17 protein-coding genes are annotated in these 16639 nt (G+C 67.0%); 5 read left to right on the top strand and 12 right to left on the bottom strand.

Annotated features, from left to right (window positions below):
* Positions 1–21: 21 nt before the first annotated feature.
* The 7 genes from OUO20_RS19575 to OUO20_RS19545 all read right to left on the bottom strand — a co-directional run bounded on the left by OUO20_RS19575 (position 22) and on the right by OUO20_RS19545 (position 10015).
* Positions 22–861 carry a glycoside hydrolase family 43 protein gene (locus OUO20_RS19575; RefSeq protein WP_268002468.1) on the bottom strand — a complete coding sequence of 280 codons (840 nt, stop codon included), beginning with the start codon at positions 859–861 and terminating at the stop codon, positions 22–24.
* A gap of 115 nt (positions 862–976) precedes the next feature.
* Positions 977–3271: a family 78 glycoside hydrolase catalytic domain gene (locus OUO20_RS19570; protein WP_268002467.1), complete on the bottom strand. Its 2295-nt coding sequence runs from the start codon at positions 3269–3271 to the stop codon at positions 977–979.
* 65 nt (positions 3272–3336) lie between these two features.
* Positions 3337–4257 carry an MBL fold metallo-hydrolase gene (locus OUO20_RS19565; protein ID WP_268002466.1) on the bottom strand — a complete coding sequence of 307 codons (921 nt, stop codon included), beginning with the start codon at positions 4255–4257 and terminating at the stop codon, positions 3337–3339.
* A 70-nt stretch (positions 4258–4327) separates the two neighbouring features.
* The gene (locus tag OUO20_RS19560; protein ID WP_268002465.1) at positions 4328–5335 is read right to left on the bottom strand and encodes an oligopeptide/dipeptide ABC transporter ATP-binding protein; all 1008 of its coding nucleotides are present in this window, start codon (positions 5333–5335) and stop codon (positions 4328–4330) included.
* On the bottom strand, positions 5332–7452 hold the full coding sequence (locus OUO20_RS19555) for a dipeptide/oligopeptide/nickel ABC transporter permease/ATP-binding protein (RefSeq protein WP_268002464.1): 2121 nt from the start codon (positions 7450–7452) through the stop codon (positions 5332–5334). Before OUO20_RS19555 ends, OUO20_RS19560 begins: the two co-directional genes overlap by 4 nt.
* A complete protein-coding gene (locus tag OUO20_RS19550) occupies positions 7442–8395 on the bottom strand; it encodes an ABC transporter permease (protein ID WP_142069420.1) in 954 nt (317 codons plus the stop codon). The genes OUO20_RS19555 and OUO20_RS19550 overlap by 11 nt, the downstream gene beginning before the upstream one ends.
* Before the next feature lie 63 nt (positions 8396–8458).
* Positions 8459–10015 carry an ABC transporter substrate-binding protein gene (locus tag OUO20_RS19545; protein ID WP_268002462.1) on the bottom strand — a complete coding sequence of 519 codons (1557 nt, stop codon included), beginning with the start codon at positions 10013–10015 and terminating at the stop codon, positions 8459–8461.
* 213 nt (positions 10016–10228) lie between these two features.
* On the opposite strand from OUO20_RS19545, the gene OUO20_RS19540 reads away from it, so the two are divergent.
* Positions 10229–11488, top strand: coding sequence for a glycoside hydrolase family 1 protein (locus OUO20_RS19540; RefSeq protein ID WP_056388290.1), 1260 nt, complete (start codon positions 10229–10231; stop codon positions 11486–11488).
* Between the two features lie 73 nt (positions 11489–11561).
* Here the strand turns inward: OUO20_RS19540 and OUO20_RS19535 are convergent, their stop codons facing one another.
* From OUO20_RS19535 to OUO20_RS19525, 3 genes are all read right to left on the bottom strand, one after another.
* Complete coding sequence (locus OUO20_RS19535) at positions 11562–12395, bottom strand: nucleoside hydrolase (protein ID WP_268002461.1); 834 nt, start codon at positions 12393–12395, stop codon at positions 11562–11564.
* Positions 12396–12473: 78 nt separating this feature from the next.
* On the bottom strand, positions 12474–12911 hold the full coding sequence (locus tag OUO20_RS19530) for a universal stress protein (RefSeq protein WP_268002460.1): 438 nt from the start codon (positions 12909–12911) through the stop codon (positions 12474–12476).
* Positions 12912–12947: 36 nt separating this feature from the next.
* A complete protein-coding gene (locus OUO20_RS19525; RefSeq protein WP_144600947.1) occupies positions 12948–13232 on the bottom strand; it encodes a hypothetical protein in 285 nt (94 codons plus the stop codon).
* Positions 13233–13444: 212 nt separating this feature from the next.
* Here OUO20_RS19525 and OUO20_RS19520 point away from each other — a divergent pair, with 212 nt between their 5' ends.
* Positions 13445–13750, top strand: a complete 306-nt coding sequence (locus tag OUO20_RS19520; RefSeq protein ID WP_018770879.1) for a hypothetical protein — start codon at positions 13445–13447, stop codon at positions 13748–13750.
* Here OUO20_RS19520 and OUO20_RS19515 read toward each other — a convergent pair.
* Positions 13735–14337: a GAF and ANTAR domain-containing protein gene (locus OUO20_RS19515; protein WP_268002459.1), complete on the bottom strand. Its 603-nt coding sequence runs from the start codon at positions 14335–14337 to the stop codon at positions 13735–13737. The two genes, OUO20_RS19520 and OUO20_RS19515, sit on opposite strands and share 16 nt — an antisense overlap.
* 2 nt (positions 14338–14339) lie before the next feature.
* On the opposite strand from OUO20_RS19515, the gene OUO20_RS19510 reads away from it, so the two are divergent.
* From OUO20_RS19510 to OUO20_RS21610, 3 genes are all read left to right on the top strand, one after another.
* The gene (locus OUO20_RS19510) at positions 14340–14513 is read left to right on the top strand and encodes a hypothetical protein (protein WP_268002458.1); all 174 of its coding nucleotides are present in this window, start codon (positions 14340–14342) and stop codon (positions 14511–14513) included.
* Between the two features lie 76 nt (positions 14514–14589).
* On the top strand, positions 14590–15993 hold the full coding sequence (locus tag OUO20_RS19505; RefSeq protein ID WP_326498057.1) for a carboxylesterase/lipase family protein: 1404 nt from the start codon (positions 14590–14592) through the stop codon (positions 15991–15993).
* A complete protein-coding gene (locus OUO20_RS21610; RefSeq protein WP_326498056.1) occupies positions 15972–16172 on the top strand; it encodes a hypothetical protein in 201 nt (66 codons plus the stop codon). Before OUO20_RS19505 ends, OUO20_RS21610 begins: the two co-directional genes overlap by 22 nt.
* On the opposite strand, the gene OUO20_RS19495 is transcribed toward OUO20_RS21610, so the two are convergent.
* Positions 16150–16590 carry an SRPBCC family protein gene (locus OUO20_RS19495; protein WP_018770882.1) on the bottom strand — a complete coding sequence of 147 codons (441 nt, stop codon included), beginning with the start codon at positions 16588–16590 and terminating at the stop codon, positions 16150–16152. The two genes, OUO20_RS21610 and OUO20_RS19495, sit on opposite strands and share 23 nt — an antisense overlap.
* Between the last annotated feature and the right edge of the window lie 49 nt (positions 16591–16639).

Below are 16639 nucleotides of genomic sequence, written 5' to 3'. Positions count from 1 at the left end.
GATCAGCGCCTCCGCTGCACCTCATCGAAGGACGCGGATGCTGTTCCCGTCGATTTCCACGCCAGTGATCCTGACCCTTTCGTTGGGTGTGTCGTTCGGCCCGTGAAAGACCAGATAGTCACGCCCGCCGGATGTGCGGAGGACCATTCCATGCCCGCCATTGCTGGACCACACAGGGTCCGCCTGCTGGATCCAGGGCCCCTTGATGGTTCCGCTTTTCGACTCGGCGATGCCCATTGCATACCCGGCCTCGCCGTGGCTTGACCACAGCATCAGCAAAGACCCTTCCGGCGAACGGACAACAAACGGTCCATCGGTGAACAGGGGATCTGCGGCAAGGTTCAGGTCCTTTGGGGGTTCCACCCCCTCCGGGAACCGCAGCGGCCGGGTCCAGGCCGCCGCGGATGCCTTGAACAGGAGAGCAGGCTCACCGGCTGCCGTGCGCAGGTCCGGCGCCAGGCGGACGGCACGCATCTCGCCGTCAGTGATCCCTGGTGCATCAGCGGTTCCCTCCGTCCCCCGGCTGTAGACGAGCCAGCGGGTGGAATCCTCGTCGATATACAGCGTCCCGTCGAGGCACGGTTCGGCCGCCGGCGTCACGGCTCCGTCACTCCAGGGCTGGTACGGGCCCGTGGCCAGATCCGAGGCAAGAACCGCGACGCCCCGGGGGCGGTTGCCCGTTGACGTCGCAAAGGTGCCGAACATGAAGAACCGTCCGTCAAGGGCGTACACCTCCGGAGCCCAGAACTGCGCGTCCGCCCAAAAATCCGCTGGCGGCCGGAAGGCCGCAAAGGGGCCTTCCCAGTGTTCAAGGTCATTGCTGGTATAGCAGTCAAAGCCGGTGGCGGGGCCACTCCACACGTTCCTGTCGCTGGTCCCGAACAGGACAAACTCCCCGGAACCGGTTCCAGGATGAAAGGGTCCCGCATCCGGATTTCATCGAGGCGCAGGTACTGAACCGTCTCTTGCTTGCCCATCAGCGGCTTGCCTCCAAATCGAGTATGGGGGCAACGCGCCCTTCGAAAGAGTGGGTGCCGCCCTCAACGGTGCGCTGCGCACCGTCGGGAAGGACGACGTCGGCCGCCACCCCGTCAGGGACGGTCGCCTCGAGGCGGAACGCACCGCCGTCGAGCGTCCATTCAACCCGGACCTCACCGTGCGGAGTCTTCAGGGAGGTCCTGGCCCAGTCGATTCCTTGGCCCGGCTGCGGGGCGATGAGGACGCGCGCGTAGCCCGGTTCCAGCGGTCGGATGCCGCCGATGGCTTTGTGCATCCAGTCGGCAACGGCGCCCAGGGCGTAGTGGTTGAAGCTGGTCATTTCGCCGGGGTTGATGGTGCCGTCGGGGAGCATGGAGTCCCAGCGTTCCCAGACCGTGGTGGCTCCCATCGTCACGGGGTACAGCCAGGACGGGCAGTCCTTCTCCAGCAGCAGCCGGTAGGCCTCGTCCATGTGGCCGGTGTCCGTCAGCGCGTGCGTGATGAACGGGGTGCCCGCGAATCCGGTGGACACGCGGTAGCCGTTGTCCCGGACCAGCTCGGCCAGGCGGGTCCCGGCGAACTCCCGCAGCTCCGGGGTGGCCAGGATGTCGAAGGCGATAGCCAGCGCGTAGACCGTGGTGCAGTCGCTGCGGATGGTGCCGTCGGCAGCGACGTAGTTCTCGGCGAAGGCGGTACGCACCCGGGCGGCGAGCGCCTCGAAGTGGGCCTCGTCGTCGTGCCTGCCCAGCAGCCCGGCAGCCTGGGCGGTTAGGCGCGCGGTGCGGTACATGCAGGCGGTGGCCACCACGCCGGTGTCTGCCTTGGCCGCCCATGGCTGGTCCGGCGCGGCGTCGGGGTCCAGCCAGTCGCCGAACTGGAAGCCGGAGTCCCACAGGCCGGTGGGCGAGAGCAGCCCCTCCACCCGGCGGGTGTGCGAGGCCATCGACTCGTACTGGTTCCGCAGCACGCTGAGGTCCCCGTAGGCCTCCCAGAGTGCCCATGGCACCCACACGGAGGCTTCACTCCACAGGGCGGACGATTCCGGAGCCGGGAATTCGGGCGGCTGCGGGCAGAATTTCAGGGCATCGGGCACGGTGATGGGCACCAGACCGTTCGCGGCCTTCTGCTCGGCGGCCAGGTCCAGCAGCCAGTCCTGCAGGAACCCTTTGACGTCGTACAGGTAGGCAGCAGTGGGGGCGAAGACCGCGATGTCGCCGGTCCAGCCCAGCCGCTCGTCGCGCTGCGGGCAGTCGGTGGGCAGGTCCAGGAAGTTCCCGCGGAGGCCCCAGACGATGTTGCGGTGCAGCTGGTTGACGAGTTCGTTGGAACATTCGAAGGTGCCGGTGCGCTCGAGGTCGGAGTGGACCACCACGGCTTCCAAGTCACCATCGGTGAGGTCGCCCGGCCAGCCGGTGATCTCGGCGTAGCGGAAGCCGTGGAAGGTCTTGGTGGGTTCAAAGTCGTCTTTCCCGCCGGAGAGGATGAACGTGTCCGTGGCCTTGGCCGACCGCAGGGGCCGGACGCCGAGTTCGCCGTCTTCCAGGACCTCGGCGTGCCGCACGGTAATGGCCTGCCCGGCCTCGCCCCGCACCGTGAAGCGGAGCCAGCCCACCAGGTTCTGGCCGAAGTCCACCAGCGTCCGGCCGGTGGGTGAGGTGCGGATTTCCACGGGATGCACGACGCCGGCACGCACCACGGGCGGGCCCACCGGCTCAGCCAGCCGGCCGCCGTCGAACGCCAGCCCACGCACACCCGTCCAGTCAGCGCCGGGGACAAAGCCGGGCTCCGCCCAGCCCGTCTGAGAGCGGCGGGCGTCGATGGTCTGCCCGTCGTAGAGGTCGTTGAAGGTGGTGGCGGAGGGGCCTGCCTGCCAGGAGGTGTCAGAGGCGACCGACTGGACATGTCCGTCCTCGAACTCGATGTCCAGCTGGCCGAGGAACCCCAGCTCACTGCCGTACAGGTTGGACATCCCGTGCCAGGCCAGCCGGCCGCGGTACCAGCCGTTGCCCAGTTCCACCCCCAGCACACTGGTTGGCGCCAGCAGGGAGGTGACGTCGTAGCTGCGGTAGCGCAGCCGCCACTCGTAGGAGCTCCAGCCGGGGCCCAGGACGTCCGGCCCCACCGGTGAGCCGTTGATGAACGCCTCATAGACGCCGAAGGCGGTGGCCCGCAGCGTCGCCCTCGCCACGCCGCCGTGGCCCGCCTCGAGCGTAAATTCCTTGCGGAGCAGCGGGGCGCCGTCGAAGTCCTGCTCGGGCGAAATCATGGCAGCGAGCCAGGGCGTGGAAGTCATGGAAGGAGGGGTCCGTTCTGTGTAGCGGGTTGCAGGTGTGCAGACAGTGACAGCCTGGCGGTGGGCTAGAGGGGTATAACGTCCAGTGCATTCGGGGCGATGATCTCTCCCTCGTAGCCGACGGCTTCGGCCGCTGGAACCGCCATCGCAAGCCAGGTGGACGGCGGTTGCGCAACAGGCGTGTAGTGGCTGAAGACCAGCTTCTTGGCTCGCGCCGCATGGGCGACAGCAGGCAGGTCGAGGACGCTGGAGTGTGCCTCGAAGAGATGCTTTTTCAGCTGCTCTCCACGGGGGTGGGGAAGCCCGGCTGCGATGCGCTCAATGGCGCTGTTGTCCTGCGTTTCATGGACGAGCACATCACACCCCTTGGCGATGGCGGCAAGATTATCGTCAGGGGCGGCCGTGTCACCCGAAAAGACCACCACCTTGCCTGTGCTCTTCACCGTAAACCGGTAGGCATAGGCGTTCGCCACTTCCGGACCGTGGAACACCCGGGTGGCATCAACACGGACGTTGGCGTCTTCCGTGACAGGGACGATGCTCCCGTCCAGGGGGATCTCTACGTCATGGCCATCAGGTGCCGTGAAGGCACCGAAGCCGCCGCCGGACTCGAACAGAGCGATGTCGTCCTCAAAGCCGGCGAGGAGGTTCGTTGCTTTTTGCTTGGTCCCTGGTGGGCCCCAGATATTCACGGCGGGCAGGGGTGGCCGTGCTGTCCAGCCGTGCAGCAGGAGCCCAGGCAGTCCGGACGTGTGGTCCAGGTGGTGGTGCGTGATGAACACGTCGCGAATGCCGGCGAATCCCAAACCGGCCTTGGCGAGCTGACGCGACGTATCAAGCCCGCAGTCAACAAGGTACACGGCGTCATTGACCACCAGTGCCAAAGCAGGTTTGGCTTCGTCAGGACCCACGACGGGACCGCCGTTGACTCCCAGCATGACAATCCTGTCGCTGGATCGACCCGGCCGCTGTCGTTGCGCTGTCATCAGGGCTCCACTTCTGTATTGAAGGTTGTCTTTGCAGCGAGGGGTGGCGTCCCCTTCGGTGACTGGAGGTTCAGGCGTAGTGGCAGGCCACATCGGCGGCGCCCACACGCCGCAGGGCCGGCCGTTCGGTGGCGCACAGGTCCGTGGCCAGGGGGCAGCGGAGCCGGAAGGGGCATCCGCCGGGCCCGGGGACCGCGGCCGCCCCCGTACGGACGCCCAGTGATTCGCGGGCCTCCCGGCGCGCCGCCTGCTCCGCCGGACGCGGCACCGGGGACGCTGCCACGAGGGCCTGGGTGAAGGGGTGCCTGGGGTTCCCGGTGACGGCCGCGGCAGGTCCGCTTTCCATGACCTGCCCGCGGTACAGCACCACCACGCGCTGGGCCAGGAACTGGACCACGGCGATGTCATGGGCGATGAACAGGTAGCTCAGGCCCCGCTCGTCGCGGAGGTCGGCCAGGAGGTTGAGCACCTGCGCCTGGGTGGAGAGGTCAAGGGCGCTGACGGCTTCGTCGCAGACCACCAGTTGGGGATCGCAGATGAGGGCACGCGCCACGGAAATGCGCTGGCGCTGGCCGCCGGAGAACTGGCTGGGGTAGCGGTCCACGGCTTCCCTCGGCAGGCCCACGCGTTCGAGCATGTCCCCGGCCTTGGCGCGTGCCTCTGCCGCTGAAACCCCTCGCAGGCGCAGCGGTTCGGCCAGGGACGTGCCGATGGTGTTCCGCGGGTTCAGCGATGAGTTGGGGTCCTGGAAGACGGCACGCAGTTCCCCGCCCAGGGCCCGGCGCTCCGCGGCGCTGGCGGAGGTGATGTCCTTGCCCTGATAGGTGATGGTGCCGCCGGAGACCTTTTGCAGGCCCAGGATTGCCTTGCCAATGGTGGACTTTCCGGATCCGGACTCCCCCACCAGTCCCACAGTCTCCCCGGGTGCGATGCTGAAGCTGACATGGTCGACGGCGGCCGGTGCGGCGGCTGCCTTCCGGCCCCGTCCATAGCGGACCACCAGGGCCTTGATCTCAAGCATGGGGGTGGCGGCGGAGGAAGCCGCGGAATCTTGGCGCTCGGTCACTGCGGTGCTCATGCCGGGTCCTTTTCAACGATCGGGTTTTGCTTGGGGGTGACCTCCAAAACGCGGGAGGCGGGCACGTCCGTGGCCAGCCAGTCCATGCCTTCGACGGCCAGCTGGTCCGCTTTGACACACCGCACCAGCCCTTCGCCGGCGCCGGAGCGCAGCAGCTGAACGGGTTCCATGCAGGCTGAGCCGGCGAACTGGCAGCGGGCCGCGAACCGGCAGCCGGTGGGCCAGTCCTTGGGCTGCGGCACCTGTCCGCTGATGGTGGCAAGGCGCTCCGGCATGTCGTCTGCGTGGTTGGCGTGTGGGTCGGCGGCCAGGAGCGCCAGGGTGTAAGGGTGGCGGGGGTGGTCCAGGACGGCCTGGGTTGTGCCGTTCTCCACCATCTGGCCGGCGTACATGACGGCCACCTGGTCGCAGATGTCCGCCACCACACCAAGGTCGTGGGTCACCATCACCACGGACATGCCTGTGTCCTTCACCAGGGTCCGGAGCAGGGACAGGATTTCGGCCTGCACCGTGACGTCCAGGGCCGTGGTGGGCTCGTCCGCCACCAGCAGCTTCGGCTGCCCGGCCAGTGCCAAGGCAATCGCCACGCGCTGGGCCATGCCGCCGCTGATCTGGTGCGGATAGGTCTTCAGGATCCGCGCCGCGTCCACGATGCCCACCTTTTCCAGCAGGGTCTGCGCCTCCTGGCGGGCCTCGGTCCTGCCCATGCCGCGGAGCCGGCGGATGGTCGCGGTGAGCTGGTACCCCACGGTGAACATCGGGTCCAGGGCGCGCATGGGTTCCTGGCTGATCAGCGCGATCTCCCGGCCGCGCACTGCTTCCATGTCCCTCTCCGCCACCGCTGCCAGGTTTCTTCCGTTCCAGAGGATCTGGCCGCCGGTGACACTTACGCCCGAGGGAAGCAGGCCCAACAAGGACAGCGCGGTCATGGTCTTGCCACAGCCGGACTCCCCCACCAAACCCAGGACGGTGCCGGGCTGGACGTCGAACGAGACATCGGTGACCAGGCGGACGCCGGTGCCTGTACCTGCGCTGTCGACGCCGACGGACAGGTTACGGACGCTGAGCGTCCCCTTATCGGCAGAGGCGCCGTCCAATGCGGCCAAGTCCTCCGATCCGGGCGCCTCCGCCGCGATGGCGGCGACGGCCTTGGCGCGCTGCCGGCGTGCCGCGGCGGAGGGCAGGTGCGGTGCGGCCGCGTTGGGGGCCTTGCCCAGGGCATTGCCGATGGCATTGGCGGAGAGGACGGTGAGCGCCAGCACGGCACCGGTGGGCACCATCATCCAGGGGGCGTCATAGACGTGCTGTGAGGCGCCCTGGATCATGCCGCCCCAGCTGGGCTGCGGGATGGGCGGGCCGAAGCCGATGAACGCGAGGCCGGCCTGGATGAGCATGCCCACAGCGAAGATCAGCGCGGACTGGACCACGATGGTGTTCGCCAGGCCGGGCAGGACGTGCCGGAGGCTGATCCGCAGTGGGTTGACGCCGTCCACCTTGGCCGCATCCACGTAGAGCTGGGACTGCAGGGACTTGGCCTGGCCCAGGATCACGCGGTAGATGCCGGCGGACATCAGGATGCCCAGGATGGCCATAACCACTGGGATGTTGGTTCCCACCGCGCCGATGACGGCCAGGATGATCACGGTTCCCGGCAGGGACATCATGATCTCGGTAACCCTGCTGATCACGGCCTCCACGCGTTCGCCGGTGCCGGCAGCAAGCATGGCCAGGATGGTGCCGAGCCCGACGCCGACAATCACCGTGAGCATGGACGTCCCCAGGGTGCCGGCTGCGGCGGCGAAGATCCGGCTGAGGATGTCGCGGCCCAGTTCGTCCGTTCCCAGCCAGTGGGCGGCGGTGGGGCCGGAGAGGACTGAGGTGAAATCCTGGTCCTCTGTCTTGAAGGGCAGCCACAGCGGCGCTGTCAGCGACGCGGTGACAAGCGCCGCAAGCCAGGCCAGGCCGGCCACGGCGCCCGGCGAAGTGAACAGCCGGTGCCGGGATACCTTGGTGATGGCCGCCCTGCCGGCGTTGCGCGCGGGGCTGCTGCCGGCGTCGTACTTCCTGCCTGGTCCGCGTCCGCGGGGGCCGGGGTAACTGTTGGGATCATGAGGCACGCAACTTCGGGTCGAGGAACTTGGTGGCCAGCTCCAGCACCAGGTTGACGGCAACCACCACCACGGTGGCGATCACCACCACGCCCTGGACGGCGGGGGCATCATGGGTGCTGACGGAGGTCTGGACGGCCTGGCCCAGGCCGGGCATGGCGAACAGCTGCTCGGCGATGACGGAGCCGCCGAACAGGCCGATGAACTGCAGGGCGATCCCGGCCACGATGGGCAGGCTCGCGTAGCGCAGGGCGTGGACGTAGAGGATCTTCCAGGTGGGGGTGGCCGTGGCGCGCAGCGTGCGGATGTGTTCCTGCTGCAGCGCCTCCAGCATGGAGGCCCTGGTCTGGCGGGCTATGAAGGCCGCGCCGCCCACGGCGAGGGTGATCACCGGCAGCGCCAGGGACAGGGCCCAGTCCTGCGGTGAGGCCTCGAACGGCACGTAGCCGGTGGCCGGGAAGATGGAGGACTGGACGGCGAACAGGTACACGAAGAGGACGCCCACCCAGAACGCCGGCAGGGCGACCAGGAGTCCAACGAAGCCGCCGATCACCTGGTCCAGGAGGCCGCCGCGGACCGCTGCGGTGACGCCCAGGGCGATGCCCAGGACCGCGCTGAGGACGGTGGCGCCGGCGGCAAGCGAGGCGGTGACGGGGAGGCGGCTGGCGAGGTCGGCGCTGACGGAGCGGCCGTCGATGAGCGAGACGCCCAGGTCGCCCTGGACGGCGGAACCGAGCCAGGTGAAGAACTGTGTGAACAGCGGATCGTTCCAGCCCATCCTCTGGTTGACCTCGTCGATGGCTTCCTGGGAGGCGCCTGCGCCGAGGGAGACGGCTCCCGGGCTGCCGGGCATTGCGTGCACCAGCAGGAATGCCAGCACCGCAACCACCAGGACGGTGGCCAGCGCCATCAGCAGGCGCTTAGTGATGAATAGTGCCATGGTGACCTCCATCGGTCAGGCCCTGCCCGGCCGGGCCCTCCTGTTTGGGGAGGGCCCGGCGGGAAGGTGCGGGTATTAGCTGGCCGGCGTGTAGGACGAGAGGAGCGGGTAGGCGTTGGTGCCGGCGAACTTCACCTGGGCCACCTTCTTGGTGTTGTAGCCCTGGTTGGTCAGCGCCTCATACAGCGGGATCATCCAGCCTGACTCCACCAGGCGGGTGTTCAGCTTGGTGGCGGCTGCCTTGACGGCGGCGTCGTCTTTGGCCGCGGCCAGCTCGCCGGTAGCGGCGCTGAGCTTGTCATCGGTGGCCTTTTGCACGTTGGTGAAGCCGTTCAGGATGGCTCCGTACATCACGCCGACGGGGTTGTCCCAGTTCAGGGGAGCGTAGCCAAGGGGTGTGGTGGCGACGGCGGCGAACGCTTCGTCGGTGGAGGCTGCCATCTTGACTTTCATGGTGATGCCCACGGCGGCGAGGTCCTTCTGGACGGCCTGCAGGTCCGTCTGGGTCTGCGCGCTTGCGATGATGGTGAACTCGAAGCCGTTGGGGTAGCCGGCCTCGGCCAGCAGGCTCTTGGCCTTGTCCGGGTTGTACGCGAATGTGGTTTCCAGGTCCTTGGTGAAGCCGGCCGAATCCTTGGGCAGGGCGTTCCATGCAGGGATGTCGCCCTTGTGCAGGGCATCCACCAGGGCCTGGCGGTTGATGGCGTACTGGATGGCCTGGCGGACCTTCTCCTGGGCGAACGCCGGTGCGGTCTTGCCGATCTTGTCGAAGGAGATCATGGTGTTCACGGTGCCGCCGATCTGCGAAACGCCAACGCCCTTGGACTTGGCGAAGTCCACCGTGGAGGACGTCAGCATGGCAACGTCGGCCTGGCCGGAGACCAGGGCGTTGGCGCGGGCCTGCGGGTCCTGGACCACGCTGAAGACCACCTTCTTGTAGGCGTACTTGGAGGCGTCCGCGCTCTTGTCGTTCTTCACCAGGACGTATTTGTTGCCCTTCACGGTGGAGGGGTCAAGGGTGTACGGTCCGGAGCCGTCAGGGGTTGCAGCGAGGCTGGACGTGTCCGTGACGCCGTTCCTGCCCACGATCATGCCCGTGGTGGAGGCCAGGTTTTTCTCGAATCCGGGCTGCGGCTTGGCGAAGGTCAGGGCCACCTGGGTGGGGCTGACCACGTCAACGGACGCGATTTCCTGGGCGCCGCCCTTGGCGACGGCCGAGTAGGCGCTCAGGGCGGGGTCGGACCGTCGGTCAAGGTTGGCCTTGACCAGTGCGGCGTCCAGCGTGGAGCCATCCGTGAAGGTCACGCCGTCCTTCAGGGTCAGCGTCAGGACGGTGTTGTCCGCGTTGTAGCTGAATTCCTTGGCCAGGCCGGGGCCGGTGGAACCGTCGGGCTGGAGCGTCATCAGGCTGTCGTAGAGGCCCTCGAAGAACTGGCGCTGCGCTGCCGAGACGCGCAGCGGATCAAAGCCGAAGGAGGCCGAGTCGCTGTCGATGGCAAGGGTCAGGCTGCTGGTGTCAGCCTTGGCGGCTGCCTGGCTGGACCCGCCGCCGCAGGCGGCCAGGGAGCCCACCAACAGGGCACCGGTCAGGACGGCAGCGCTGCCGCGTGCGGTGGTGGTCAGGAATTTCATGTGGTGCGCCTTCGCATTCTTCTATGACTGCAACGGAAAGAAAAACAGTGGGGCCGGATGTCCGGCTCCTTCAAGAATCAGCCGGGGCCACAGGCGCCAAACATGACAATGTCATTGATTGAAAAGGTATTGTGGCGGCGGTCACGCCGGGCGGAAGGATGGAAGGCAACGAAGCCTCGGACGCCTGCACGCGTCCATCACGAAAGGAACCCCATGACCAACCCGTTCCCCCGCGACTTCCTTTGGGGCGTGGCCACCGCCGGCCACCAGGTGGAAGGCAACAACGTCAACAGCGATACCTGGTTCCTGGAGCACCTTCCCGGAACGATCTTCGCGGAGCCGTCCGGGGACGCCGTGGACCACTACCACCGCTACCGCGAGGACATCGCACTGATCGCCGGCCTCGGTTTTAACAGCTACCGGTTCTCCATGGAATGGGCCCGGATCGAACCGGAGGAAGGCCAGTTCTCGGTGGCTGCGCTGGACCACTACAAGCGGGTGCTGGAAGCCTGCCACGAACATGGACTCACCCCGGTGGTCACGTTCCACCACTTCACGTCACCGCTGTGGCTCCTCCGGATCGGCGGCTGGGAGGGCAGCCGGACGCCCGAACTCTTCGCACGCTACTGCGACCGGGTCATGGCCCACCTGGGTGACCTGATCGGCGTCGCCTGCACCCTGAACGAGCCGAACCTCCCTTGGCTGCTGGAGTCATTCGGCATCGGCGGGGAAGCCCCGGAGAACCGCGGTTCGGTGCCCATCTGGGCGGCCGCCGCCCAGCGCCTGGGCGTGGATGCCAGCACTGTTGCCCCGTTCCAGTTCTGCTCCACGGAGGCGGGGTTCCAGGTCAAGGTGGCGGCGCACCGGGCCGCCACCAAGGCCATCAAAGCCCATCGCCCGGACCTCCAGGTGGGGTGGACCCTCGCAAACTCCGATATCCAGGCGCTGCCCGGTGGCGAAGGGATTGCAGACCGGGTGCGCCGGGACGTCAACGAACGCTTCCTCAAAGCCTCCCGGGGTGACGACTTCGTGGGCATCCAGACTTACGGGCGCACCGTGTACGGCCCCGATGGCCATGCGCCCGCACCGGAGGGCGTGCCCACCAACCAGATGGGCGAGGAAATCTATCCCCAGGCACTGGAGTCCACCATCCGCGAGGCCCAGCGGATCGCCGGGATCCCCGTGATCGTCACGGAGAACGGCCTGGCCACCGAGGATGACACGCAGCGGGTGGCGTACCTGCGGACGGCCGTCGACGGGGTTGCTTCCTGCCTTGCGGACGGCATCGATGTCCGCGGGTACATCGCCTGGACCGCGTTCGACAACTTCGAGTGGATCTTCGGCTACGGGCCCAAGTTTGGCCTGATCGCCGTGGACCGCTCCACCCAGGAACGGACTCCCAAGGAGAGCGCGCGCTGGCTGGGGAACCTGGCCAGGGAGCACGCCGGGGCCGGGGCACCGCAACCCGCTTAAGCGTGGTTCATAATGGCCCGGACTTCCCATGGAAGTCCGGGCCATTCCTCTGCCGCAGGCCTTTTGCCCTTGTCTACGGCCGCCGGGCGTGCAGGTGCAGCTTCGCAAAGAAGTCCGCAAGAACCAACCGGCTGTCCACACCCGTATAAATCCGGCGGGACGGCCTCGCGGACGTTTCGGTGAACACCGAGGTGACGTCATCCAGCCCGGTGACCACCAGGGGTGCACTGTCTCCAAGGCACCACACCGGCCCGAATTTCACGAAGTCCGGCACCTCAAGACTGTTGAAGTGCTCCCACAGCCACTCGCCGGCCGGGCCGGCAACCCTGAAGGCATGATCGAGTTCCGCGACGGACGCCACCATCTGCCGGTACGTTTCGGCGGGGAACTGCCAGACTGCGAGCTCCTGGTTCGCCAGCACGAAGTCCGCAGCGGCGGGGTCCGTGAAGTAGTTGTACTCGTCGTCGTTCCGGGCGGCTCCGCCGACCCAGGCAAGCGTCAGCAACCGGGCGATGCCCGGCTCCAGCAGGAGCGCGTCCGCAACATTGGTGAGCGGACCGGCGCACACCAGAATCAAGGGCAGGTCATCCGCGGTCATTGCGGTTTCAATGATCGCGCCCGCCGCAGCGGAGCTCCGTGGTTGGCCGGTAAAAGGGCTGTCCGGTCCGGGATGCACCGCCGCCGGTTCGGGGCGCTCGAGCACCCGGAGCAGTTCCCCGGCCAGGCAGGCGCCCCGCTGGGATCTGCCCTCCGGCAGCCCGAACATCGGATTCGTCAGGGAACTTGTGACGGCTGCGATCCTGTTTGCCGGGGACAGGGCATGGTGGGCCAGTCCAAGCAGGCCGTCGGGGTCGCCGGCCCAGTCGTTGTCGACAATCACGCGGCACCGGGGTTCAATCCGAATCATGTCCATCCTGCAAGCCTTGCAGCGCAGGCAGCATCACACGACGACACTTTCCATTCACCGAAAGGTGGAAGGTCCGTCCTAATCTGCGGCAGGCTCGCGGATGACCAGTACCGGGCAGTGCGCATGGTGGATGGTCTGGTGGGATACAGAGCCGAGCAGCATGCCGGTAAATCCGCCATGGCCCCGGGAGCCGACGACAACCAGGTCGGCATCGCGGGAGGCGTCAATGAGTGCCGCTGCCGGGTTGCCTTCCACGACCCGTCCTGTGATCGTCACGCCCTGGTCCTTGATGCGTTCAAGCTCCGCCTCCAGGATCGCTTGGGCGTCCTTCTGGAAGATCTCGTAGTCCCAGGCGGTGCCCAGGGCATCGCTGACATAAGGGAAGCTCCAGGCGGTCAACGCCTGGACCTCACCTTTGCGCAGCCTGGACTCCTCGATGGCCCAGTCCATTGCCGACCGGGACTGGTCGGAACCGTCCACGCCCACCACGATCCTGAAGCTTCCGTTACCGGGCACGGCTTCCCTTTTCCTGTTGCGGTGGTGCCGGCGGGACTAGGCCTGGCCCGCTGATGCACCGTGTGCCGGAACGGCCACCGTGGAGTGCTCAGGTTTGGCGGCCTGGTGGGGATTCCCTGCTTCCTTGGCACAGTGCAGGCAGCAGTAGATGCCTGCTTGGCTTTCCACGGGGTGGCCCAGGATCCGGCAACCGCAGTGCTCACATGCGGGAGCCATCATGTGGATGGCGCATTCGAAGCTGTCGAACGTGCCTGTCTGGTTCCCCATATTGACGGTGAACATGCGGCCCTCGCTGCTGCCGCAGACATCACATGCGCCCATGGTCTCTGCCTCCTGTTGTGCTCGCCGGGTGTACTCGCCGGCTCCGGACACTCCAGTTGACTGCTTCCGGGAGTTGCCTGCCTAGGGGCAAAGGTCCCACGGCCTGCCTGGGTCAATTCCCCTTGTGGATTTTCCTGGATCATTTCCCATCCACGGTGCCGCCGGTTCCGAATCCCAACCGTAGGAGTGCAACCAAAGGCAAGGACGTGACGATGGATGCCGTGGACCAGCAGGCCCTGACCGGCGCTCTGATAAAGGAGTACCGGCTGGATCTGGCACAGCTGTGGCTGGAGTTCGTTGGGCTGGGCGGGGACGCCTCTGAACAGCTCATCCGGGACTACTGCGCAGGCGAAGCCGCCCTTTCAACGAAGGAACGCGACGCACTGGCGCAGGCTGTCAACGAACACTGCGCTTCCGAAGGCCTGCCGCTACGGGCTCCGCTCAGCGGTTCCGCCCTTTCCACCCTGCAGCCGGAACACCGTGACCCGGAACGGAAGGATCCCTACTCGTCGAAGTAGGTGAAGGTGTCCGCGGCGCCGGCGACTGACGCGACGACGGCGGCCGCAACATCCCGGAGTTTCATGTTCCGCGTGCTGGACGCGTCCCGCAGCAGCTTGAAGGCCGCAGCCTGGCTGCACCGGTTCTGCGCCATGATGGCCCCGGTTGCCAGGTCGATCACGGTACGCGTCTGCATGGCGGCGCTCATGCCGTCCCTGGTCTCTTCCAGCTTCAGCATCCGCAGGGCAAGTGTCAGCCCCTTGGAGGCCTGCCGGACAAACGCTTCCGCGGCACCGATGCCATGGCTGCCAAAGACGAGGGGCTGTGAACAGTGGAACGTAATCACGCCCTGGGAATCGCCTTCCAGCAGCGCGGGGATACTCAATACCGAGCGGAAGCCCTGCTCCTGGACAGCGTGGACGTACTCCGGCCAGCGGTCTTCGCGCCGGAGGTCGGAAACCAGCACTGTCTTTCCTGCCCGCATGGCCGTGGCGCCGGGACCATCGCCAAGCGTGGCCTCCAGCTGGCAGAGGAGTTGTGCACTGCGGTGGCTGCTGGCACATGCCGCGGGTTTTTGGGCCGCAGCACCACGATTTCGCAGGAGCACACGTGCCCCTCCCCGCCAAGCCGGGCCGCCGCGTAGGCTGCAAGATCCTGGAGAAATGCCTCAACTTCAGGGTTCTGCAGGAAGGACTCCTGGAGATGCAGGGCAACGTCTGCAAAATCCTCGTCTTCAGGCACGCCGGCATGGAGCACGCGTCTTACCTCCCGGACATTGGTTAAAAGCCACACCTCTGTGGCCGCCCACTGCCGAACGGTGATGCCAGCCTACCTTCGCCCGTGTCGTAACCTGTCAACCATGACGCCCCTCTCCACTCCGGACGGATCCGTCCTGGGCAATTCATTTGAGACTGACGGGACCACCGTCCACCGGTTCCTTGGCATCCCCTACGCGGAGCCGCCGTCGGGAAGCAACCGATTCCGCCCGCCGGTACCGGTATCGCCATGGAGCGGGGTGCTTGATTGCACCGCACCTGGCCCCGCCGCGCCCCAGAATCCCGAGTCCCATGCCCCTCCCGGCACTACGCCGCGCACCTGGAGCGAAGAGGCTTGCCTCAACCTGAACATCTGGACGCCGGCAACGGAAGGCCCGGCCAGGCCCGTAATGGTATGGATCCATGGCGGCGCCTACCTCATGGGCGCCAACAGTGACGCAATGTACGACGGCGCCCGGCTGGCGGCTGCGGCGGGCGTGGTGCTGGTATCCATCAACTACCGCCTGGGCGCGCTGGGTTTCCTGCACCTGGCGGACCTGCTGGGGCCCGGTTACGCCGATTCGTCCAACCTCGCCCTGCTGGACCAGCTGGAGGCCCTGCGCTGGATCCGCCGCAACATCGGCGCCTTCGGCGGCGACCCGCACAACGTGACCATCTTCGGGGAGTCCGCAGGCGCCGCAGCCATCGGCACCCTGCTGGGCATGCCGGCGTCGGAAGGGCTCTTCCGCCGGGCCATCATGCAAAGCGGCACGGCCGAGCGCTGCCGCCGGCCGGAGGACTCGGCGCGGATCAGCGCCACATTCCTTGAGTTGTGTGGTCTGGATGCCTCCTCCGCCAACCAACTGCTGACCCTCCCTGTGGAGCGGCTGCTGGAAGCGCAGGCCGCCCTGGAACAGCGTGCTGCGGCGGAGTCCTTCGCGGTTCCATTGCCATTCCAGCCCACGGTGGGCACGCCGTCGCTTCCGTTGCCACCGCTGGAAAGTATCGGCAACGGGGTCAACTTCGGGGTGGACCTGCTGATCGGCACCAACCTGAACGAGGGCTCATTCGCCGTCGAGATGCGCCCGGACACGGGGTCGGACCCGGGCTACCCGGACCGTGCGGCCGCCGTGCTGTGCGGAGCGGGGTGCCGCCGGCGCTTGCCCCCGGCTATACGGAGGCGCTCACCAGGGTGCTGGGCAGGGAACCGTCAGGCAAGGAACTCCTGGAAGCCGCCATCGCGGATTCCCTTTACCGCCAGCCCAGCAACCGGCTGCTGGACGCGAGGCAGGCGGCTGCCGCAGGCCGGTTGGCCCACGGAGCGACCGGTGAAGGAGCCGCCGGGAAGGACTTCGCCTACCTGTTCACATGGCGCAGCCCGGCCATGGGCGGGAAACTGGGTGCCTGCCACGCCCTGGACATCCCATTCGTCTTCCGGCACCTGGACGCGCCGGAGGCCGCCTTCCTCACACGGGGCAAGGCACCGGTGTCCCTCAGCGACGCCATGAGCCGGGCCTGGGCGGCCTTCGCCGGAACCGGGACACCTGGCACGGAACGCCTTCCGTGGCCGGGAGTTGGAGGGCAGCGGCGCACCATGGTGCTCGACGGCGAGTCCCGGCTTGAAGCCGACCCCCGCCATGAGATCAGGGAGTTTTTCGAAGCCGTCAGGCTGCTGCCAGCGCGTTGAGGGTGTCCCGGATGCCGTTCAGCGCCGGATCCCGCAGCGACATGAAGGCGGGCTTCAGGAGGGGCTGGATGATCTTGGCCGGTCCCTTGATGCTGAACTCGGCCGTGTACTTCACCACCGAACCGGTCCCGTTGGGGGTGACGTCGATGGAATCGAAGGAAGTCACGGTTTTGTTCTCGCCGCGCAGCTTGATGTGGTTGTCGGTCAGCTCGATGACCTCGTAGACCAGGGTCTGGCGCTTCCCCCGGAACTCGGACTCGGCATGGTACTTGTGCCCCACGGCCACCGGCCCCGGGGTGGTTTTGTCCATGACGGGCGTGTTGGGGTCCCACTTGGGGGTGTTCTCGAACTCACTCATGAAGGCAAAGGCCTTCTCCGCGGACAGGTTGGTTTCCACACTTCCGGTGACTGTGATCATCACCCCAGTCTAGGAAGGGGGATCACGTAAGCCCAGCCCCCGCGCGGCG

Origin of the sequence: Arthrobacter sp. FX8 (assembly GCF_026723805.1) — a bacterium.
Lineage (GTDB): Bacteria > Actinomycetota > Actinomycetes > Actinomycetales > Micrococcaceae > Arthrobacter.
Note: the sequence above shows the minus strand (reverse complement) of the source record. Positions and strands in the feature narration are given on the sequence as shown.